Below are 20,634 nucleotides of genomic sequence, written 5' to 3'. Positions count from 1 at the left end.
CCTGCCGTGGCCCATGATGCCGCCCCGCACGGATCGGGAGCGGCCGGATCCGGCTGCGGGCCCGTCACCGGTGCAGTTCGAAGGAGATGTGCGGGGCGAGCGCGCGGAGGAAGTCCGGGGCGTCGAAGATCTCGCCGGCCGAGGCGACGCCGGTCGTCCTGGTCCGGCCCGTGAGGATCCGCTTGACGGCCTCCACGGCGAGCGGCGCGGTGACGGCGTAGATGTCCTGGCCGACGGCCACGGCCCTCCGCTCCGCGTCGCCCGAGCGGACGACGACGTCCACGAGGAAGGTCTGGTCCGACCGGCCCCGCTCGTCGACCGCGGCCGGCGCCGACGCGTCGGGCGCCGACAGGTCCTGGGCCGCTTCGACCGCCATGTAGGTACGGACCTCGGGCACCTTCAGGTGGCTCGGGACGGTGACCACGTCGGCCATCGTGAACTCGCCGATGACGGGCCGGGGACCCATCGGGGCCGGGAAGGGCCACTCCTGCACCGTGAACTCGTCGTCGTGGTACTCCAGTCGCCCCTCGGTGAAGCGGACGTGGCGGCCGTCGCGCCGCTCCCGGGAGACCTTGCCGGCGGCGAGGGTGCCCGCGGTGGGGTGCCAGCTGCTCAGCCCGTACGCGATGTGTGCCTCGTCGGCCGACGTCCAGTCGTCCATGGCGGCGGTGGCGAGCAGGTCGCCCAGGCCGCCGTAGAAGGCCATCGCGGGGACGATCACCGTTCCCGCGGCGCGGGCCCGGTCCGTGAACCGCTCGAACGTGTCGAGGTTGGCCTCGATCTCGGCCGCCACGTCCACGTACGGGATCCCGGCCCGCAGGGCCGCCTCGATCACGGGCGCGCCGGTCACGGCGAACGGCCCGGCGCAGTTGATCACGGCCGCCGTACCGGCCAGCGCGCGGTCGAGCGAGGCCGGGTCGTCGACCGACGCCGGCCGCGTGTCGAGTTCCGGGCGGGACCCGGCGAGGGCCCGGAGCTTGGCGGCGTCCCGGCCGATCGCCACCGGGACGTACCCGCGGGCGAGCAGCTCCGCGACCACGAACCGTCCCGTGTGTCCGTAGGCGCCGAACACCGCGACCGTGAGCCCCGTTTCCATGACTTCTCCCTGCTCTCGTACGACCCGAACCGTTCTGATGGCTCAATCCTGGCCCCGGCGGCCGTCGCGCACGAGTGTCCGGAACGACATCATGCGTACAATTACGGACGTGGACACGGACCTGGGCACCGACCGGAGCACGCACCCGACGGCGAAGCCGGGCGCGGACCCGCACACCGTGGCGCTCGCCGTCACCGAGGGAATGCGGCAGTTCGAACTGTCCGTGGCGTACGAGGTCTTCGGCCCGCCGCCGTCCGGGGTGACCGGCCCCTGGTACGACGTCGCGCTCTGCGGCCCGGCCACCGTCCGCGTCGGCCGGTTCCGGCTGGAGCCCGACGGCGGCTTCGACCGGCTGGCGCGCGCCGACACCGTGATCGTCCCCGCCCTCGCCGAGACCGACGAGGCCCCGCCCGCCGCACTGGTCGACGCGGTGCGCGCGGCCCACGAGGCGGGCGCGCGGGTGGCCTCCCTCTGCACGGGCGCGTTCGTACTGGCCGCCGCCGGCCTGCTCGACGGCAGGCGCGCGACCACCCACTGGGCCCACACCGAGGAACTCGCCGCCCGTCACCCCCGGGTGGAGGTCGACCCGGACGTGCTCTACGTGGACGGCGGCCGGGTCCTCACCTCCGCGGGCAAGGCCGCCGCGATGGACCTCTGCCTGCACCTGGTCCGCCTCGACCACGGCTCGGCCGTCGCCAACACGGTCGCCCGCAGCCTGGTCGTACCCCCGCACCGGGCGGGCGGCCAGGCCCAGTTCGTCACCACTCCCGTCCCCGCGCGCGACGACCACCCGCTCGGCGATCTGCTCCCCTGGGTGATGGAGCGGCTCGACCAGCCGCTGACCGTGGACGACCTGGCCCGCCGGGCGCGGATGAGCTCGCGCAATCTGGGCCGCCACTTCCGGTCCGTGACCGGTACGACCCCGCTGCAGTGGCTGCTGACCCAACGGATCCGCCACGCGCAGGAGTTGCTGGAGTCCACCGACGAGAGCGTCGAGGGCATCGCGACCGCCACCGGCATGGGCACCGCCACGACCCTGCGCCGACACTTCAACCGCACCGTCGGCGTGCCGCCGGACGCCTACCGCCGCACCTTCCGGGCGCGCGCCCGCACCGGCCCGGACACGCACTCCGGCCCGGACGCCGGCACCGGCTGGGCCACCCGCACCGGCCCGGGCGAGGACAGCGGTGCGAAGTGGTCCCCGATGGCGTGACAGAAGTGGACCTTAACCGGGGCCGCCCGTCTTCCTAGCGTCGGAGGCATGAACGCGAACGCCCTCCGCGGGGTCCTCCTCGTGACCCTCGCCTACGCCCTCGTCGGCGCCTCCTTCACCGCGAACAGCCTGCTCGGCGACTACCCGTACGCGGGCGGGCAGGCCCTGCGCTACGGCGCCGCCTGCCTGCTCCTGCTGCCCCTGCTCGGCCGTGGCGGGCTCGCCCCGCTGCGGACCCTGACCCCCCGTCACCGGCTGCGGCTCGCCGCCCTCGCGGGGGTCGGCATGGTCGGCTTCAACCTGGCGGTCCTCGCCGCCGAACGGACCGCCGAGCCGGCGGTGCCCGGCGTCCTCGTCGGCTGCGCCCCGGTCGTCGTCGCCGTCCTCGTCCCGCTGACCGAGGGCCGCAGGCCCGCCCCCGCCGTGCTGTACGGGGCACTGCTCGTCGCCGCGGGAGCCTTCACGGTCCAGGGCTGGGGGCGTACGGACCTGGCCGGCATCGGCTGGTCGGTGGCCGCGCTCGCGGGCGAGGTCGGCTTCACGGTGCTGGCCGTCCCCGTCCTGCGCCTGCTCGGTCCGAAGCTGCTCACGGCGGCCGTCTGCGGGGTCGGCGCGGCCGAGGCGGCGCTCGTGGGCCTGGTCGTGGACGGAGCCGGTCTCGTCCGGATGCCGACGGGTGCGGAGGCGGGCGCCCTGGTCTGGCAGGCGGCGCTCGCCACCGTCGTCGGGTTCGTCCTGTTCTACATGGGTGTCCAGCGGGTCGGCATGGAGCGGGCCACCCTCTTCACCGGCGCGATCCCGGTCGCCGCAGCCCTGAGCGCCGCCCTGGTCGGGGGCGCCGCCTTCGGCCTGCCGCAGGCGGCGGGCAGCCTGCTCGTGGGGGCCGGCGCCGCCGTGGGCACCGGCCTGTTCGCACGGAGGACCCGGGTGACCGGGCCGGCCCCGCGGGAGGCCTCAGCCGCCGCTGCCGTCCAGGATCACGCGTGCGACGAGCGCGGGGTCGTCGTTCATGGGCACATGACCGCAGCCGGGCAGCCGGACGAGCCGCGCGCCGGGGATGGTGTGCTTCGCGCGGACGCCCTGCCGGGGAAGGAGCAGCCGGTCGCGGGCACCCCAGGCGACGGTGACGGGGACCTCGGCGACGTCGTCACGGAAACGCACGCTCCCGCCGGCGGCCAGGGTCTGGCGGAATCCGGTGGCCCCGCGCAGCGCGAGCGTTTCGGCGTAGGCGGCCGCGGGTGAACGGCGCCCCGGGCGGGCGTAGATGGTGCTCGTGAGCACGGTGCGCCCGGCGGACGTCCGGGAGAGGCGGTCGATCACCGGCACGGGCAGCGACCTCGCCGCGCCCCGCATCGCCCGCAGCGTCACGAAGGCGTACCGCCGCTCGCCTTCCGACCAGAAGCCGGCGGGGGAGAGGGCGGTGACCGAGCGCACCCGCTTCCCCCGTGCCAGCTCCAGGGCGAGCAGTCCGCCGAGCGAGTTCCCCGCCACGTGCGGACGCTCGGCGCCGACGGCCTCGCAGAAGGCGCCGAGCACGGTGCCGACGGTGGACAGGTCGTACGGGCAGCCCTCGGGCAGTTCGTCGGAGTCGCCGAAGCCGGGCAGGTCGACGGCGATCACGTCGCGCTCCGCGGCGAGGATGTCCAGGACCGGCTCCCAGGCCTGCCAGTGGTGCCCGATGCCGTGCAGGAGCAGCAGCGGTTCCCCCGCACCCCGGCGTTCGTACGTGAGGGACGCCGTGCGGGGGCCCGCCGGGGTCTCGATCGTGAACGCGATCCGTTCGGGCATGCGGACTCCCTGTCCTGAGGCTTGTCAGACGTCCTGTCAGTGAGAATTACCGATCAGTAGCCTGGAGTTCAAGCCCCCGTCCGAAACTGGACAGCGCGACCGCCGTGGGCTGGGATGGGCGGGTGCCCACCGACATCCCGACCGACACCCTGACCGAGTGCTTCGAGGAGCACCGCCCGATGCTCCTCGGCGTCGCCTACCGGATGCTCGGCCGCGCCGCCGACGCCGAGGACGTCGTCCAGGAGGCCTGGCTGCGCTGGACCGCGGAGGACCGGGCGGAGGTCCGCGAACCCCGGGCCTTCCTCGTACGGATCACGACCCGCCTCGCCATCGACCGGCTCCGGCAGGCCCAGGTCCGCCGCGAGTCCTACGTCGGCCCGTGGCTGCCCGAGCCCGTCGTCACCGACTTCGGGCCGACCGTGCCCGACACCGCCGAGCGCGCCCTGCTCGCCGACTCCGTCTCGCTCGCCGTCCTCGTCGTCCTCGAATCCCTCTCCCCGCTGGAACGGGCCGTCTTCGTGCTGCGCGAGGCCTTCGGCTTCCCGTACGCCGAGATCGCCACCGCGCTCGACCGCTCCGAGGCGGCCGTACGGCAGCTCGCGGGGCGCGCCCGGCGTCACGTCGACGAGGGCAGGCCGCGCTACGACGTCGACCCGGCCGAGCGCCGGGACCTCACCGAGCGCTTCCTCACCGCGGCGGCCGGCGGCGACCTCGGCGAGCTCCTCGCCCTGCTCGCCCCCGACGTGCGGCTCGTCGGCGACAGCGGCGGCAAGTCCAAGGCCCCGCTGCGGATCATCGAGAGCGCCGACAAGGTCGGCCGTTTCCTGCACGCCACCGCCCAGGGCGCGGGCGAGACCTTCGAGATCCGCCTCCTCGAACTCAACGGCGCCCCCGCCCTGCTCGCCCTCCTCGACGGCAGGCCGGACTCCGTCTTCCAGATCGAGGTGCTGGACGGGCGCGTCCAATGCGTCTACATCATCCGCAACCCGGACAAGCTCCAGGCGCTCGTCGGCCGCTGACGCGCGCGGGCGCACCCCGCGCGAAGAAGCGGACCGATCGCGCCGATCGGCCGGAACTTCACCCCGTCTCCCACCAGGGAGGCGGGGTGTTTTGCTGCGCGAGGCGCACGGGGGCGCGAACGTCCTGTGAACGATCTAGGTCAGAGGGTCACATTCGGGGGCGTTCGGCAGAGGATTGGTCTTGACCAAGGGGTGGGCTCGCCTTATGGTCGCAGAGTTAGTGCAGGAACCTTTAATAAACAAGGGCGCGGAAAAACGCCGCGGGACACGGCGAATTGCGGAGGATCAGGGTGGGGACCACGCAGCTGGCATCGGTACCGGAACCGAAGTATCAGCACCTCAAGACAGTCATCGGCGAAGCGCTCGACTCGGACTTCGCCGTCGGGGAGATCCTCCCCAACGAGCGCGATCTCGCGGCACGCTTCGGCGTCGCCCGTGCCACGCTCCGCCAGGCCCTGGAGCAGCTGGAGCTCGAAGGCCGGCTGCAGCGCCGCCGCGGTGTCGGCACCACCGTCGCCCCGCCGCGTGTCGGCGTCGACGTCTCCACCACCCAGCACACCTGGCCGGGCGTGGGTGACGAGGCCTGGCAGTCCCTGGACTCCGCCGCCGACGTGGCCCCTGCCGCCGTCGCGCGCGTCCTGGAGAGCGGCGCCGAGGAGTCGGTGCACGTCGTCCGCCGCATCCGCGTCAGCCAGGGCCAGCCCGTCGCCGCCGAACTGCTCTACGTGCCCGTCGGCTCCGTCGCCGGCCTCAGCGCCATCGACGCCCCCGCCGGTCCCGCCCGCGCCCGCGCGGTGCTCCGGGAGCTCCAGCACCTCGCCCTGGACGGCCAGGACCGCTCCGTGGAGCTCGGATCCGCCCGCGCCGACGACGCCAAGGAGCTCGACCGTCTGCCGGGCGCACCCGTGCTCGTCGTGACGACCCGCTACCTCTCCGGCGGGCGGACCGCGGCCGTCTCCGTGGCCACCTACCGCGCCGACACCTGCCGCCTCACCTTCGGCGACTCGGTGGACCTGGTCATGGCCTCGTAGCGCCGCTCCCACGAACACCGGCCGGCGGCCCGTCGCGAGGACTCTCCTAGCGGCGGGCCGTCACCGTGCCGTCGACCGCGAAGAGCTGCTCCTCGACATGGTCGAGGGCGAGTCGCAGCGCACCCGTGCCCACGGCGGCCTCGCCGAGCAGCGACAGCACCACCCGCGGCGGCCGCAGACAGAACCGGGCCAGCTCCTCACGGAGCGGCTGGAGCACGCCGTCCAGGCCGGCCGCCCAGCCGCCAACCACCACCAGCTCGGGGTCGATCGCCAGGACCAGCGCCGCCACGTCGTGCACGAGCCGCTGGATGAACCGCTCCACCGCCGCCTCGGCGCGCGCGTCGCCCTTGCGGGCCAGCGCGAAGACCTCGGCGACCGCCTGCTCGTCGAGCGGGTGCAGCGGCTCGTCCGTGGTCGACAGCAGATGCTCGGGGGTGACGCCCCGGCCGAGCAGGTGCAGGGCGCCGATCTCCCCGGCCGCCCCGCCGAAACCACGGTGCAGCCGGCCGCCGATCAGTGAACCCGCGCCCGGGCTCAGCCCGGCGAGGACGAAGACGATGTCGTCGGAATCGGTCGCGGCACCCTTCCAGTGCTCGGCGACGGCCGCCGCGTTCGCGTCGTTCTCCACGATGACAGGGCACTTGAAGGAGCGCCGCAACCGCTCGCCGAGCGCGAGCCCCGTCCAGCCCGGCAGTGCCGTACCGAGGCGGACGGTCCCGTCGGCCTCCACGATGCCCGGGGTGCCGACGCCGACGGCCCGCAGATTCGACCGGGCGACCCCGGCCCTGCGCAGCACGTCGGCCACGACCGTACGGACCCGGTCCAGGCGCTCGTCCTCGGGGGCCGTCTCCGACACCTGGCGCGAACCCGCGCCGATGATCCGCCCGTCCAGACCGGAGAGCAGCGCGGCCACCCGGTGCGGGCCGATCTCGATGCCGAGCAGATGACCGGCCTCCGCGCGGAAGCGGAACCTCCGCGCGGGACGCCCCTGGCGCCGGGCCTCGCCCTCCTCGGGCGCCGCCTCGACGACGAGACCGCCCTCCATGAGTCCCTCGACGACCCCTTCGACGGTGGGCCGCGAGAGGCCCGTGATCCGGGTCAGATCCGTGAGCGTCGGCGCGTCGGCGCCGCGCAGCGCATGGAGTACCACCGCGGAGTTGATCCGCCGCAGCAGAGACGGATCCCCGCCGGTCAGCCGCCCCACAGTGTGTCCTCCCAGCTCGTGCACCTCTTCGGCGGATGGTACTCAATGGGCCCGGTCGCGGCGAGTGCCGCCCCCATGACGCTTTGGATTCGCCCGCGGCCCGGGACGGCACCGCCGCCGCGCGGAGGCCCGGCCCGCCGGCCGCCGCGGTTCCTGACGCGGCGCCAACTGTCAGTGGCGGGAGCTTTACTGGAGACATGACCACGGCGGACCGTCTGGCGGCGATCGACTTGCTCAGGGCCCGGGGATTCGACGGCGGCCCGGACCACCACCTCGCGGAGCTCGCGACCAGCGAGGACTTCTGGGAGGACGACGGCACGCGCCGCCCGGTCGTCGAGGACCAGTACGAAGCGGAACGGGACGGGCTCGGCGCCCTGCTCGCCGCGCGCTGGGGCGAGCCCCGGGAGCTCGACCTCTGGCCGGTCCTGGAGCGGAGCATGGAGGGCGAGCCGATACCCGAGCCCTGGTCCACCCTCAGCTGCCACACCCCGAACCTGCGTCTGTGGCGTGCCGACGGAATGTGGATCGGACTGGGCGTCTCCCAGTGGGACAAGGAACTGCCGTTCCAGCTGCTCGCCGTGGTCACCACGGTCGACCCGCCACTGTGAGAGCGCGCCGCAGCCTGGCCGACCGTGCCGGGCCGCGGCCCCTCACCTCACCCGCCGGGCCCCTCGGCGGCCTCCCGGAGACGGGCGTACTCCGCGGCCATCGTCGCCGCCGTCCAGTGCGCGTTGAGACCGCTCGGGTTGGGCAGCGCCCAGATCCGGGTGGTTCCGATCACGCGCTCCTGCGGCCCGATGGCGGCCTTCGGCTCGCCGAAGGCCGTGCGGTACGCGGTGACGCCGACGACCGCGAGCCAGCGCGGCGCAAGCCGCTCCACCTTCCCGGCCAGGATCCGCCCGCCCTCCCGGTACTCCTCGCGGGTCAGCTCGTCGGCGCGCGCGGTCGCCCGCGCCACGACGTTGGTGATCCCGAGGCCGTACGTCAGGAGCTCCTCCTGCTCGTCCGGCCGCAGCTGCCGCGGGGTGAACCCGGACAGGTGGAGCACCGGCCAGAACCGGTTGCCGGGACGGGCGAAGTGGTGTCCCGTCGCGGCCGTCATGAGACCCGGATTGATCCCGCAGAACAACACCGAGAGGCCGCCCGCCACCACGTCGGGAACGACGCGGTCACGGGCGGCCTCCAGCTGCTCCTGGGTGAACCGGGGGCTCCCGGTCAGAGGATCGCTCCGGGGGCGTAGACGGCGGCCTCCGGGTGCTGCTTGAGGATCTCCTCGATCCGGGAGACCACGGACGCGACCTGGTCGGCGGCGGCGCCGGTGAAGGACAGCTTGTCCGCCATCAGCTCGTCGAGCTGCGCCCGGTTCAGCGGGATGCGCGCGTCGGCGGCCAGCTTGTCGAGCAGCTCGTTGCGCTCGGCGCCCTGCTCGCGCATGGCGAGGGCCGAGGCGACGGCGTTCTCCTTGATGGCCTCGTGGGCGACCTCGCGGCCGACCCCGGCCCGCACGGCGCCCATGAGGACCTTGGTGGTCGCCAGGAAGGGGAGGTAGCGATCGAGCTCACGGGCGACGACGGCCGGGAAGGCGCCGAACTCGTCGAGCACGGTGAGGAAGGTCTCCAGGAGACCGTCGAGCGCGAAGAACGCGTCGGGCAGCGCGACCCGGCGGACCACCGAGCAGGAGACGTCGCCCTCGTTCCACTGGTCGCCCGCCAGCTCGCCGGTCATCGAGGCGTAACCGCGCAGGATGACCATGAGGCCGTTGACGCGCTCGCAGGAGCGGGTGTTCATCTTGTGCGGCATCGCCGAGGAGCCGACCTGGCCGGGCTTGAAGCCCTCGGTGACCAGCTCGTGGCCGGCCATCAGGCGGATCGTCTTGGCGATCGACGACGGGGCGGCGGCCAGCTGCACCAGCGAGGTGACCACGTCGTAGTCGAGCGAGCGCGGGTAGACCTGGCCGACCGAGGCGAAGGCGTGGGCGAAGCCGAGGTGACCGGCGATCCGCTGCTCCAGGTCGGCCAGCTTGCCGGCGTCGCCGCCGAGCAGGTCCAGCATGTCCTGTGCGGTGCCGACCGGGCCCTTGATGCCGCGCAGCGGGTAGCGGCCGAGCAGCTCCTCCAGGCGGCCGTACGCCACGAGCAGCTCGTCGGCCGCCGTCGCGAAGCGCTTGCCGAGGGTGGTCGCCTGGGCGGCGACGTTGTGCGAGCGGCCCGCCATGACCAGCTCCGCGTACTCGGCGGAGAGCTTGCCGAGACGGCCGAGGACGGCGACCGTACGGTCCCGCATCAGCTCCAGGGAGAGCCGGATCTGCAGCTGCTCGACGTTCTCGGTGAGGTCGCGCGAGGTCATGCCCTTGTGGACGTGCTCGTGGCCGGCGAGGGCGTTGAACTCCTCGATCCGGGCCTTCACGTCGTGCCGGGTGACCTTCTCGCGCTCGGCGATGGAGCCGAGGTCGACCTGGTCGAGCACGCGCTCGTAGTCGGTGAGGGCGGCGTCCGGAACCTCGATCCCGAGGTCCTTCTGCGCGCGGAGCACGGCGAGCCAGAGCTGACGCTCCAGCTTCACCTTCTGCTCGGGGGACCAGAGGACGGCGAGCTCCGCGGAGGCGTAGCGGCCGGCCAGAACGTTGGGGATGCGGGGCTTCGCAGTCACAGCAGTCACGTGGACAGAGTTTACTGGCGATTTCTGCAGGCCAGCGCCACGGTTCCAGCTGGAGGTTGCTACGAGACGCAGCTCACGGTCGCCGCTCCCGCACCACGTCCCCCGGCGGGGCTACGGCTCCGTCGACGGCTCGTACGGGAGCAGCTCGGGGCGCTTGGGCGCCAGGCCGTCGCCGGACGAGCGGCCGGTGAGGCGCCGCCCGATCCACGGGCCCAGGTGTTCCCTGGCGAAGCGGGCGTCCGCCGCCCGGCGGCTCGTCCAGCCCGGTCGCGGGGTCGGCGCCGGCGCCGACCGCCAGTCCTCCTCGGGAGCCAGGCCGAGCGTCTGCCACACGGCTTCGGCGACCCGCCGGTGCCCTTCGGCGGTGAGGTGGAGCCGGTCCACGTCCCACAGCCGGGGGTCGGCGAGCGAGGGGGCGCTGTACAGGTCGACGACCAGGGCGCCGTGCCGGGCGGCGAGGTCGTCGACGTGCGCGAACAGCTCCTCCATCCGGGGACGGAAGCGCTCCAGGACCGGCCCGTTCCGGCCGGGGCTGCGCATCAGGACCAGCTGCCCGCAGGCCGGGGTGAGCCGCTCGACGGCCTCGGTGAGCAGCCCGCGTACCCGCCCCATGTCGACCTTGGGCCGCAGGGTGTCGTTCAGCCCGCCGACGAGCGTCACGACGTCCGCCTTCATCGCGGCGGCCGTCTCGACCTGCTCCTCGACGATCTGGCCGATGAGCTTGCCGCGCACGGCGAGGTTGGCGTACCGGAAGTCGGGGGTGCGGGCGGCCAGCCGGTCCGCGAGGACGTCGGCCCAGCCCCGGTAGGAACCGTCGGGCTTCCGGTCCGACATGCCCTCGGTGAAACTGTCGCCGAGGGCGACGAAACTGTTGTACGTGGCATTGATCTCCATGGCGGAGAGATCATACCGCGCGGTATGCGGGACTCTCCGCCGGAGCGCCGGCCGCACGGCCGGGAACACGCGGTGACGCGGCCGAGGAGCCGGGGAGACGCGGCCGAGGAACGCGGGAGGGCCCCGGGAACCTGCGTTCCCGGGGCCCTCCGTGCCGAATCCGGTGCTACGGGGCCGCCGGGCGGCCCACCAGTTCTCGCAGGACGTCCTCCATCGCCACGAGACCGGCCGGCTTGTCGTCCTCGTCGAGCACCGCCGCCAGGTGCGTCCGGCTGCGGCGCATCGCCGTCAGGACGTCGTCCAGCGGCGTGGCCGCCCGGACCCGGGCGATCGGACGCAGCGCGGACACCGGGAACGGCTCGTCGCGCGGCGCGGCGTCCAGGGCGTCCTTGACGTGCAGATAGCCCAGGATCCTGCGCTCCTCGTCGACCACCGGGAAGCGCGAGTAGCCGGTCCGCGCCGACAGGGTCTCCAGCTCCCCGGGAGTGGTGCCGACCTGCGCGTACACGACCTTCTCCGCCGGCATCACGACGTCCCGTACGGGACGGCGGCCCAGCTCCAGGGCGTCGTGCAGCCGCTCGGCGGCCCGGTCGTCGAGCAGTCCCGCGTCACCGGCGTCGGTGACCATCCGGGCCAGCTCGTCGTCCGAGAACGTCGCGGCGACCTCGTCCTTGACCTCCACGCGCAACAGCTTGAGCAGGGTGTTGGCGAAGGCGTTGATCGCGAAGATCACCGGACGCAGCGCCCGCGCGACGCTCACGAGCGGCGGGCCGAGCAGCAGCGCCGTCCGTGTCGGCTCGGCGAGGGCGATGTTCTTCGGCACCATCTCGCCGAGCAGCATGTGCAGATACGTGGCCACGCTGAGCGCGATCACGAACGAGATCGGGTGGACCAGGCCGTGCGGTACGCCCACCGCGTCGAAGACCGGTTCGAGCAGGTGCGCGATGGCCGGCTCGGCGACGATGCCCAGCACCAGGGTGCAGAGCGTGATGCCGAGCTGTGCCGCGGCGAGCAGCGCGGAGACGTGCTCGAGGCCCCAGATGACGCTGCGCGCCCGCCGGTTCCCCTCCTCGGCCAGCGGCTCGATCTGGCTGCGGCGTACCGAGATCAGGGCGAACTCGGCGCCGACGAAGAAGGCGTTGACGACCAGGGTCAGCAGACCGATCAACAGCTGGATCACGATCATCGGCCGGCCTCCCCGGTCTCGTCCTGGTGCTCCCGCGGCATGGGCGCGTGCAGCAGCACGCGCGCCGCGCGCCGGCCCGAGGCGTCCACGACGTCGAGCCGCCAGCCGTCCAGCTCCGCGCTGTCGCCGACGTCCGGGATGCGGCCCAGCTCATGGGCGACGAAGCCCGCGAGCGTCTCGTACGGACCGTCCGGCACCCGGAGGCCGATGACCTCCACCTGGTCGGTACGGGCGGCGCCGTCGGCGGACCAGAGCTCACGCCCTTCCGTGTCCTCGCCCGCCCGCGCCAGGTCCGGCGTCTCGTGCGGGTCGTGCTCGTCGCGCACCTCGCCGACGACCTCCTCGACGATGTCCTCCAGGGTGGCGACCCCGGCGGTACCGCCGTACTCGTCGATGACGACGGCCATCGTCTGCTTCCCGGACAGCCGGTCGAGGAGCCGGTCCACGGTCAGCGTCTCGGGCACGAGCAGCGGCTCGCGCAGCAGCTCGCCGATCCGGCGATGGCGCCGCTCCTCGGCCGGTATGGCCAGGACGTCCTTGATGTGGGCGATGCCGACGACCGCGTCGAGGCTGCCCCGGTAGACGGGGAAGCGGGAGAGGCCGGTGGCCCGGGTCGCGTTGGCGACGTCCTCGGCGGTGGCCTGCACGTCGAGCGCGGTGACCTGCACACGGGGCGTCATCACGTTCTCCGCGGTGAGCTCCGCCAGGTTGAGGGTACGGACGAACAGCTCGGCCGTGTCCGCCTCAAGGGCACCCTCCTTCGCCGAGTGGCGGGCGAGCGCCACCAGCTCCTGCGGGGAGCGCGCCGACGCCAGTTCCTCGGTCGGCTCCATGCCGATGCGGCGCAGGATCCGGTTCGCGGTGTTGTTGAGGTGGCTGATCAGCGGCTTGAAGGCGGCGGTGAACATCCGCTGCGGGGTGGCGACCACCTTCGCGACCGCGAGGGGCGAGGAGATCGCCCAGTTCTTGGGGACCAGCTCGCCGACCACCATCAGGACGACGGTCGACAGGGCGGTGCCCAGGACCAGCGCCACCGACGAGGCGACCGACGAGGAGAGGCCGAGGTCCTCGAGGGGACCACGGATCAGCTTGGAGATCGACGGCTCGGACAGCATGCCGACGACCAGGTTGGTGACGGTGATGCCCAGCTGGGCGCCGGAGAGCTGGAAGGTCAGCGACCTGACGGCCTTGAGCGCTCCCGCCGCGCCGCGCTCGCCGCGCTCCGCGGCGTCCTCGAGTTCACGGCGCTCGACCGTCGTCAGCGAGAACTCGGCCGCGACGAACGCGCCGCACGCGACGGCGAGGAGGAGCGCCAGGAGGAGCAGAAGCACTTCGGTCATCGGTTCACCTCCGTCCCATGATCAGTCAGGGGGAGGAGGAACGCTCGATGTCGGCCGGCGCGGCCGGTGCTTTCGGGAGCAGTACGCAGATCGGTACTACTGGGAGGCTCGCCCATGGGCGGACGCTCACACCTTTCGGTCGTCGGGTCGTCTGGATGAGAGACCATGGTAAAGGATCGGCAAAGCGGCGGCGTGACCGGCCCCGGCCGGTCGACGCAGGTCAGCGGGTGAGCGGCCGCACCCAGCGGCGCCAGTGGTCCTGGCGCTCGTACCCGGCCGCCGTCCAGAGCCGCTGTCCCGTCCCGTTCGCCTCCAGGACCATGGCGTCCACCCGCCGTCCGCCCAGCGCGAGGAAGCGCTCGTCGGCCGCGCGGAGCAACGCGGTGGAGATGCCCCGGCGACGGTACGGGGGGAGGACCGCCAGGCGGTAGAGGGAGGCCCGCCAGCCGTCCCAGCCGGCGATGACGGATCCCACGATCCGTCCGTCGGCGACGGCCAGGAGGAGTGCCTCGGGGTCGCGCTCGACGAGCCGGGTCACCCCGTCCACGTCGTCCGAGACGGAGGTCCCCTCGGCGGACTCCTTCCAGAAGGCCAGCACGGCCTCGGCGTCCTCGGCGGCGGCGGGACGTATCTGCAGATCGATCATGGCCCCGATCCCATCACGCGGGGCCGGGCCGGTGCCAGGATTTCCGTCCTGCGGGAACGGCGCCGCTACCGGCGGGCCGAGCCCAGGACGCAGGGCGAGGAAGGCAGCCGAGGCCCCTTCTCCGGCACGTCGAACGAGCGGTACGGGCCCAGCGTGAAACCGGCCGCCTCGATCGCCGCGAGCGGGGCGCGGGAGGTGTGGCAGCCGCCGAAGAGCAGCGGCCAGACCGTCCGGTCGAGACCCCGCTGCACACGGGCGAGTCCGGGCGTGTCCGCCGCGCCGTGCTCGAAGAACCGCAGCTCGGCGCCGGGGCGCAGCACCCGGTGCAGCTCGGCGAGGGCCTGCGGGAGGTTCCGTACCGTACAGAGCACCAGGGAGGCGACCCCCGCGTCGAAGGAGGCGTCCTCCAGCGGCAGTGCCTCGGCGGTGTCCGGGAGCACGGTCACCGGGACCGGGGCCCGGAGCGCGGCCTCCTGGGCCAGCCGCCGGAGCCGGGACTCCGGTTCGAGCGCCACCACCTCGGTGACACCGGCCGGGTAGTGCGCGAAGTTCAGCCCGTTGCCCGCCCCGATCTCGATCACCCGGCCGGAGAGCCCGTCGAGCAGCTCGGCCCGCAGTGCGCCGAGCCCGCCCTTGGCGTCGGCGGACACGCTGAACCGGGCGTAGAAGCGGGCGAACAGCGGATGGTGCACGCCGGGTGAGACGGGCGAGGGGTGCGACGGAGTGTGCGGCGGGGTCATCGGAGCCTCCTCAGCCCGTCACGAAGCAGAACTCGTTGCCCTCCGGATCCCGCATCACCTGGAAGGAGCCCTGCTCGTCGGTCACGAGGCCGCCGACCCGGGACGCGCCGGCGGGCAGTGCCCCGTCGGCGGCCAGGACCGGGTCGTCGACCTCCAGGTCGAGATGGACGCGGTTCTTCACGGACTTGCCCTCCGGCACCCGCTGGAAGGCGAGCCGGACGAAGTCCGGCGGGTCCACGTACGACCAGTCGGCGCTCCGGTCGACCGGAGCACCGCCGAGGAGCCCTCCCCAGAACCGGACCAGAGCGGCCGGATCGGCACAGTCGAAGACGATCTCCTGAACGTGAGCGCGCATACCTCCAGCCTACGGAGCGAAGACACGCGCGTCCCGCGAAACAGGGCTCCCGCGTCCCCCGGAACAGGGTCACCGACGTCCCCCGGGAACCGGGTTCCCGCGTCACGCGCCACGGGGCCCGCGTCACGCTTTCCCCGAGCCACCGCGTCACGCGCCACGGGGGCCCGGTTGCGTGTCACGCGCTACGGGGTCCCCGCGTACGGCTCCGCGAACCGCTCCCGGAACGCCTCCGCGTCCCACGTGCCGCCGAGCTCCGGTCCCAGCCAGCCGCCCGCCGCCGCTCGGAACTCCGCCGGGCCGAGCGAGCCGGACCCCTCCGGTACGGCGCCGAGGAGCGAGGCGTCCGCCTCCCGTGGCAGGTCCGCCAGGTTGCAGCGCATCGCCAGGTCCGGCGCGTCCGGCCAGCTGCCGATCACCACGCCCAGCTGCTCGATCCCGCGCGCCCGGAGGGCCTCGGCCGTCAGGGTCGCGGAGTTGAGCGTCCCCAGACCGGCGGGGACGACCACGAGGACGGGCGCGCCGAGCAGTGCCGCCGCGTCCGCGAGCGTGCCGCCCTCCTCGTCGAAGCGGACGAGCAGCCCGCCCGCCCCCTCCACGAGCACCAGGTCGTGTGCGGCGGCCAGCTTCCGCGCAGCCTCGGCGACCTCCGCGGGCCCGACCGGGGCGAGCCCGGCCCGCCGGGCCGCCGTCCCCGGGGCCAGCGGCTCCGGGAAACGGCCCAGCTCGGCGGAGCCCACGGCGCCCGAGAGCCGGACGACCTCGTCCGCGTCACCGCGTTCGTCCGGCCCGACACCCGTCTGCGCGGGCTTGAGGACGGCGACCGTGCGGCCGGCGGCCGTGGCGATCGCGGCGACGGCGGCGGTGACGACGGTCTTGCCGATCTCCGTGCCCGTACCGCTGACGACGATGATTCCCACTGTTCTCCCCGCTCTTCCGGTCAGCCCGCGGCCGCCGCCGCGCACACCGCGGCGCAGATGCGGGCCAGGTCCTCGTCGCCGGTCACGTACGGCGGCATGGTGTAGATCAGGTCGCGGAACGGGCGTACCCACACGCCCGCCCGGACCGCCGCGCGCGTCGCCGCCGCCATGTCGACCGGGTGGTCGAGCTGGACGACGCCGATCGCGCCCAGCACCCGCACCTCGCGCACCCCGGGGAGTTCCGCGGCGGGGGCGAGCCCCTCGCGCAGACCCGCCTCGATGCGCTTGACCTCGACCCGCCAGTCCTGCGAGAGCAGCAGGTCGATGGAGGCGCAGGCCACCGCCGAGGCCAGCGGATTGCCCATGAACGTCGGACCGTGGGCCAGTACCGGGACCTCGCCCTGCGAGATCCCGTCGGCGACCCGGCTCGTGCAGAGCGTCGCCGCCATCGACAGATAGCCGCCGGTCAGCGCCTTGCCCAGGCACATCACATCGGGGGAGATCCCCACCTGGTCGGCGGCGAACAGCGTTCCCGTACGCCCGAATCCGGTGGCGATCTCGTCGAGGACCAGCAGCACGTCGTGCGCGTCGCAGGCCTCGCGCAGCACCCGCAGGTACTCCGGGTGGTGGAAGCGCATGCCGCCCGCGCCCTGCACCACCGGCTCCACGATCACCGCGGCCAGTTCGTGCGCGTGCTGCGCGATCTCGGTCCGCAGCAGCTCGGCGTAGGACTCCTCGTACGTGGCCGGCGGGGCGTCCACGAAGACCTGCGGCTGGAGCACCCCGGTCCACAGCTCGTGCATCCCGCCGTCGGGGTCGCACACGGACATCGGCTGCCAGGTGTCCCCGTGGTAGCCGCCGCGCCAGGTGAACATGCGGTGCTTCTCGGGGCGGCCGAGCGAACGCCAGTACTGCAGGCACATCTTGACGGCGACCTCGACGGCCACGGAGCCCGAGTCGCTGAGGAAGACGTGCCGCAGCGGCTCGGGGGTGATCTCGACGAGCCGTGCGGCGAGCCGCACGGCCGGTTCGTGGGTCAGCCCGCCGAACATGACGTGGCTCATCCGGCCCAGCTGATCGGTGACCGCCTCGTTGAGCACGGGGTGGTTGTACCCGTGGACGGCGGACCACCAGGAGGACATGCCGTCGATCAACTCGGCCTGGCCCTCGGTGGGTTCGGCGAGCCGGAGGCGCACCCCGGAGGCGGACTCCACGACCAGCGGGTCCGTACGGCCCGGCATGGGGCCGTACGGGTGCCACACGTGCGCCCGGTCGAGGGCGAGGATCTCCCCGTTGTCGCGCACGGCCGTCACGCGTTCGGCGCGAGGTCCGTGCCGGCGCCCCGGCGGCGCACGGCGACCAGGTCCGTCCGGGCCTGGTTCGCGGCTGCGTCGACCGGCTCCGCCGCGTCGACGGACGCGGCGGGCTCCGGCGCCGCGTGACCGCCGCACGGACCGCAGCCGCCACCGGCCCCGGCGTGCGAGCCGCAGCCCGCGCCCTCCGCCGCGTCGTGCGAGCCGCAGCCCGCCGACGCCTGGGAGCCACAGCCGCCGCCCGCCGCGGCGAGCGCGTCGGCACGGTGCTTCGGGAGCGTCGTCGTGCCCGCGCCCTCCACCTCGAAGCCCGCGTCCGCGATCATGTCCAGGTCGGCCTGGCCGGCCTGGCCCTCGCTCGTGAGGTAGTCGCCGAGGAAGATCGAGTTCGCGATGTTCAGCGCGAGCGGCTGCATCGAGCGCAGGTGCACCTCACGGCCGCCCGCGATCCGCACCTCGACGTCGGGGCAGACGAACCGCACCATCGCCAGGATCCGCAGGCAGCGCTGCGGGGTGAGGTTCCACTCCTTGGCCAGCGGCGTCCCCTCGAAGGGGATGAGGAAGTTGACCGGCACCGAGTCCGAGTCGAGCTCGCGCAGCGCGTACACGACGTCGACGAGGTCCTCGTCCGTCTCGCCCATGCCCGCGATGAGACCCGAGCAGGCCGACAGACCGGCGGCGTGCGCCTTCTGCACGGTGTCCACCCGGTCCGCGTACGTGTGGGTCTTGGTGATCCCGGCGTACGTCGCCTCGGACGTGTTCAGGTTGTGGTTGTACGCGTCGGCGCCGGCGTCCCGCAGCCGCTCGGCCTGGCCGTCCGAGAGCAGCCCCAGACAGGCGCACACCTCGACGCCCTCGTTCTGCTCCTTGATGGCCTCGATGGTCCTGCCGACCCGCTCGACGTCCCGGTCCGTCGGACCGCGGCCGCTCGCGACCAGGCAGACGCGCTTGGCTCCGCCCGCGACACCCGCGGCGGCGGCCTGCGAGGCCTCGTCCGGCTTCAGCCAGGTGTACTTGAGGATCTCGGCCTTGGAGCCGAGCCGCTGCGAGCAGTACGAGCAGTCCTCGGGGCACAGGCCCGACTTCAGGTTCACCAGATAGTTGAGCTTCACCCGCCGCCCGAACCACTGACGGCGCACCTTGCCGGCCGCCGCCACCACATCGAGCAGTTCGTCGTCGGAGGTCGCCAGGACGGCGAGCGCTTCTTCACGGGTCGGCAGCTCGCGCCGCAGCCCCTTCTCCACCAGCGTGTTCAGCAGGTCCATAAGCGCTGATCCTCGCCTACCGGCCGCCCCCGGGCCAAGGAGGATCTGAACAAACGCCCCCGATAGAGGTGTGTGGATGACCACATCCCGACCTCGGCATCCTCCGGTTAGGGTCTGTGCGCTGCCTACAAAAGGATCGCCGAATGCCACAGGCCGAGGACGCACGGGCCGCGGGCCCCCGCCGTACCGCGTTCGACTGGACCGACGCCGAGGCGCGCCGCCGTGCGGACGCCGGTCTGGTCCGTACGCTGCGGCCCCGGGCCGCCGAGTCGGACCTGCTCGATCTGGCGAGCAACGACTATCTGGGGCTCACCCGCCGCGCGGACGTCACCGAGGCGGCGGCCGACGCGGCGCGGCGCTGGGGCGCCGGCTCCACGGGTTCGCGGCTCGTCACCGGCACGACCCGGCTGCACACCCGGCTGGAGCGCGAGCTCGCCGAGTTCTGCGGATTCGAGGCGGCCCTCGTCTTCTCCTCCGGCTACACCGCCAACCTGGCCGCGCTCACCGCGCTCGGCGGCCGCGACTCGCTGATCGTCTCCGACACCTCCAACCACGCCTCGATCGTGGACGGCTGCCGTCTGGCCCGCGCCGAGACGGCCGTCGTGCCGCACACCGATCCCGAGGCCGTACGCAAGACCCTCGCCGCCCATCCCGGGCGGCGGGCCCTGGTCGTCAGCGACTCGGTCTTCTCCGTCGACGGCGACAAGGCCCCGCTGCCGGAGCTCGCGGAGGCCTGCCGTGCGCACGGCGCCGGACTCGTGGTGGACGACGCCCACGGGTTCGGCGTCCTCGGCGAAGGCGGCCGGGGAGCCCTCCACGAGGTGGGGCTCGCGGGCGGCGAGGACGTCGTCGCCACCTTGACCCTCTCCAAGTCCCTGGGCAGCCAGGGCGGAGCCGTCCTCGGTCCGGCCCGGGTGATCGAGCACCTGGTGAACGCGGCCCGCACCTTCATCTTCGACACGGGTCTCGCCCCGGCCGCCGCGGGCGGCGCGCTCGCGAGCCTGCGTCTGATCAGGGCCGAACCGGGCCTGGCCGAGCGGGCCCGTACCGTCGCGACCACGCTGTACCGGCTGCTCACCGAGGCCGGTCTCACGGCGGCCCGGCCCGACGCGGCCGTCGTCTCGGTGCGCGCGCCCTCGCCGGAGGCGGCCCTGGGCTGGGCGGCGGACTGCCGCGACCAGGGTCTGGCGGTCGGCTGCTTCCGGCCCCCGTCGGTCCCCGACGGCATCTCGCGGCTGCGGCTCACGGCCCGCGCCGATCTGACCGACGCGCAGATCGAGAACGCGGTGCGGACGATCCTGCGCACCGCGCCCGACGCCGGGTAGTCCCCAAGAGCGTTCCCGGACAGCAGAGTTCACCGCTTCGGGCGACAGATGGGGACATATCTTGGTGGAACGCCGCACGGCGCGGCACGATCGGTGGCACTCTGACGCGAAGCGCAATCCGGGGCGGTGGCCCCGGTGGGAAAGGGACAGCGTCGCCATGGCCGATCACCAGGAAGCATCCGTCACGCTGCCGAGCGATCCCGCCTCGGTCCCCACGGCCCGGCGGTACGTCGCGGACGTCCTCATGGAGTGGGGCCTCGACGAGGCCGCGGAGATCGCGGACTCGATCCGGGTGATCGTCTCCGAACTGGCCACCAACGCCGTGCTGCACACCCTCGGCCAGTCGCCCACCTTCACGGTCGACGTCCGCCTGGAGCGCGAGGAGCGGCTGCACATCGGTGTCACCGACAGCCATCCGCGCCGGCCGCGCCGCCTCCCGGCGGCGGTCCAGCAGGACAACGGCCGCGGCATGGTCATCATCCGCGTCCTGGCCGCCGAAGCCGGCGGCCGTCTGTCGGTCACGCCGACCGACGACGGCGGCAAGACGGTCTGGATCACTCTTCCCTGGACCGTGGCCCCCGTGGCCAGCTGTTAGGTCCCGTCCCGGCGGTCAGGGGCACGGCGGCGCCACCGCACCCCCCCCA

20 protein-coding genes are annotated in these 20,634 nt (G+C 73.5%); 6 read left to right on the top strand and 14 right to left on the bottom strand.

What is annotated here, in order from left to right; all coding sequences use genetic code 11:
- Window positions 1-64: 64 nt before the first annotated feature.
- Entirely contained in the window at window positions 65-1,096 is a 1,032-nt protein-coding gene (locus tag OG392_RS05875; protein WP_329276329.1) for a saccharopine dehydrogenase family protein, read from the bottom strand.
- A gap of 109 nt (window positions 1,097-1,205) precedes the next feature.
- Between OG392_RS05875 and OG392_RS05870 the strand changes: the two genes are divergently transcribed.
- Window positions 1,206-2,309, top strand: a complete 1,104-nt coding sequence (locus OG392_RS05870; RefSeq protein WP_329276327.1) for a helix-turn-helix domain-containing protein — start codon at window positions 1,206-1,208, stop codon at window positions 2,307-2,309.
- A gap of 954 nt (window positions 2,310-3,263) precedes the next feature.
- Here the strand turns inward: OG392_RS05870 and OG392_RS05860 are convergent.
- Entirely contained in the window at window positions 3,264-4,097 is an 834-nt protein-coding gene (locus tag OG392_RS05860; RefSeq protein ID WP_329276325.1) for an alpha/beta fold hydrolase, read from the bottom strand.
- Window positions 4,098-4,231: 134 nt separating this feature from the next.
- On the opposite strand from OG392_RS05860, the gene OG392_RS05855 reads away from it, so the two are divergent.
- On the top strand, window positions 4,232-5,116 hold the full coding sequence (locus tag OG392_RS05855) for an RNA polymerase sigma-70 factor (protein WP_329287093.1): 885 nt from the start codon (window positions 4,232-4,234) through the stop codon (window positions 5,114-5,116).
- Window positions 5,117-5,406: 290 nt separating this feature from the next.
- Entirely contained in the window at window positions 5,407-6,147 is a 741-nt protein-coding gene (locus OG392_RS05850; protein ID WP_329276323.1) for a GntR family transcriptional regulator, read from the top strand.
- A gap of 46 nt (window positions 6,148-6,193) precedes the next feature.
- On the opposite strand, the gene OG392_RS05845 is transcribed toward OG392_RS05850, so the two are convergent.
- A complete protein-coding gene (locus OG392_RS05845) occupies window positions 6,194-7,351 on the bottom strand; it encodes an ROK family transcriptional regulator (RefSeq protein ID WP_329276321.1) in 1,158 nt (385 codons plus the stop codon).
- Window positions 7,352-7,548: 197 nt separating this feature from the next.
- Between OG392_RS05845 and OG392_RS05840 the strand changes: the two genes are divergently transcribed.
- Window positions 7,549-7,959, top strand: coding sequence for a hypothetical protein (locus OG392_RS05840; protein ID WP_329276319.1), 411 nt, complete (start codon window positions 7,549-7,551; stop codon window positions 7,957-7,959).
- 47 nt (window positions 7,960-8,006) lie between these two features.
- Here the strand turns inward: OG392_RS05840 and mug are convergent, their stop codons facing one another.
- The 11 genes from mug to bioB all read right to left on the bottom strand — a co-directional run bounded on the left by mug (window position 8,007) and on the right by bioB (window position 18,665).
- A complete protein-coding gene (gene mug, locus OG392_RS05835) occupies window positions 8,007-8,504 on the bottom strand; it encodes a G/U mismatch-specific DNA glycosylase (RefSeq protein WP_329276317.1) in 498 nt (165 codons plus the stop codon).
- Between the two features lie 62 nt (window positions 8,505-8,566).
- Complete coding sequence (gene purB / locus OG392_RS05830; protein WP_329276315.1) at window positions 8,567-10,009, bottom strand: adenylosuccinate lyase; 1,443 nt, start codon at window positions 10,007-10,009, stop codon at window positions 8,567-8,569.
- 111 nt (window positions 10,010-10,120) lie between these two features.
- Window positions 10,121-10,903 carry an SGNH/GDSL hydrolase family protein gene (locus OG392_RS05825; RefSeq protein ID WP_329276313.1) on the bottom strand — a complete coding sequence of 261 codons (783 nt, stop codon included), beginning with the start codon at window positions 10,901-10,903 and terminating at the stop codon, window positions 10,121-10,123.
- Between the two features lie 166 nt (window positions 10,904-11,069).
- Window positions 11,070-12,089 carry a hemolysin family protein gene (locus OG392_RS05820; RefSeq protein WP_329276311.1) on the bottom strand — a complete coding sequence of 340 codons (1,020 nt, stop codon included), beginning with the start codon at window positions 12,087-12,089 and terminating at the stop codon, window positions 11,070-11,072.
- Entirely contained in the window at window positions 12,086-13,429 is a 1,344-nt protein-coding gene (locus OG392_RS05815; protein WP_329276309.1) for a hemolysin family protein, read from the bottom strand. The genes OG392_RS05820 and OG392_RS05815 overlap by 4 nt, the downstream gene beginning before the upstream one ends.
- Window positions 13,430-13,649: 220 nt before the next feature.
- On the bottom strand, window positions 13,650-14,075 hold the full coding sequence (locus tag OG392_RS05810) for a GNAT family N-acetyltransferase (protein ID WP_329276306.1): 426 nt from the start codon (window positions 14,073-14,075) through the stop codon (window positions 13,650-13,652).
- 65 nt (window positions 14,076-14,140) lie between these two features.
- The gene (locus tag OG392_RS05805) at window positions 14,141-14,815 is read right to left on the bottom strand and encodes a class I SAM-dependent methyltransferase (protein WP_329276304.1); all 675 of its coding nucleotides are present in this window, start codon (window positions 14,813-14,815) and stop codon (window positions 14,141-14,143) included.
- A gap of 10 nt (window positions 14,816-14,825) precedes the next feature.
- Entirely contained in the window at window positions 14,826-15,170 is a 345-nt protein-coding gene (locus OG392_RS05800) for a VOC family protein (RefSeq protein WP_329276302.1), read from the bottom strand.
- A 182-nt stretch (window positions 15,171-15,352) separates the two neighbouring features.
- Complete coding sequence (bioD, locus tag OG392_RS05795) at window positions 15,353-16,087, bottom strand: dethiobiotin synthase (protein WP_329276301.1); 735 nt, start codon at window positions 16,085-16,087, stop codon at window positions 15,353-15,355.
- Between the two features lie 20 nt (window positions 16,088-16,107).
- The gene (locus OG392_RS05790) at window positions 16,108-17,328 is read right to left on the bottom strand and encodes an adenosylmethionine--8-amino-7-oxononanoate transaminase (protein WP_329287091.1); all 1,221 of its coding nucleotides are present in this window, start codon (window positions 17,326-17,328) and stop codon (window positions 16,108-16,110) included.
- Window positions 17,329-17,396: 68 nt separating this feature from the next.
- Window positions 17,397-18,665, bottom strand: coding sequence for a biotin synthase BioB (gene bioB, locus OG392_RS05785; RefSeq protein WP_329276300.1), 1,269 nt, complete (start codon window positions 18,663-18,665; stop codon window positions 17,397-17,399).
- A gap of 143 nt (window positions 18,666-18,808) precedes the next feature.
- Between bioB and OG392_RS05780 the strand changes: the two genes are divergently transcribed.
- Window positions 18,809-19,990, top strand: coding sequence for an 8-amino-7-oxononanoate synthase (locus OG392_RS05780; RefSeq protein WP_329276299.1), 1,182 nt, complete (start codon window positions 18,809-18,811; stop codon window positions 19,988-19,990).
- A gap of 157 nt (window positions 19,991-20,147) precedes the next feature.
- Window positions 20,148-20,585: an ATP-binding protein gene (locus OG392_RS05775; protein WP_329276297.1), complete on the top strand. Its 438-nt coding sequence runs from the start codon at window positions 20,148-20,150 to the stop codon at window positions 20,583-20,585.
- The last annotated feature ends 49 nt before the right edge of the window (window positions 20,586-20,634 follow it).

Source organism: Streptomyces sp. NBC_00691, from assembly GCF_036226665.1.
GTDB lineage: Bacteria > Actinomycetota > Actinomycetes > Streptomycetales > Streptomycetaceae > Streptomyces.
Note: the sequence above shows the minus strand (reverse complement) of the source record. Positions and strands in the feature narration are given on the sequence as shown.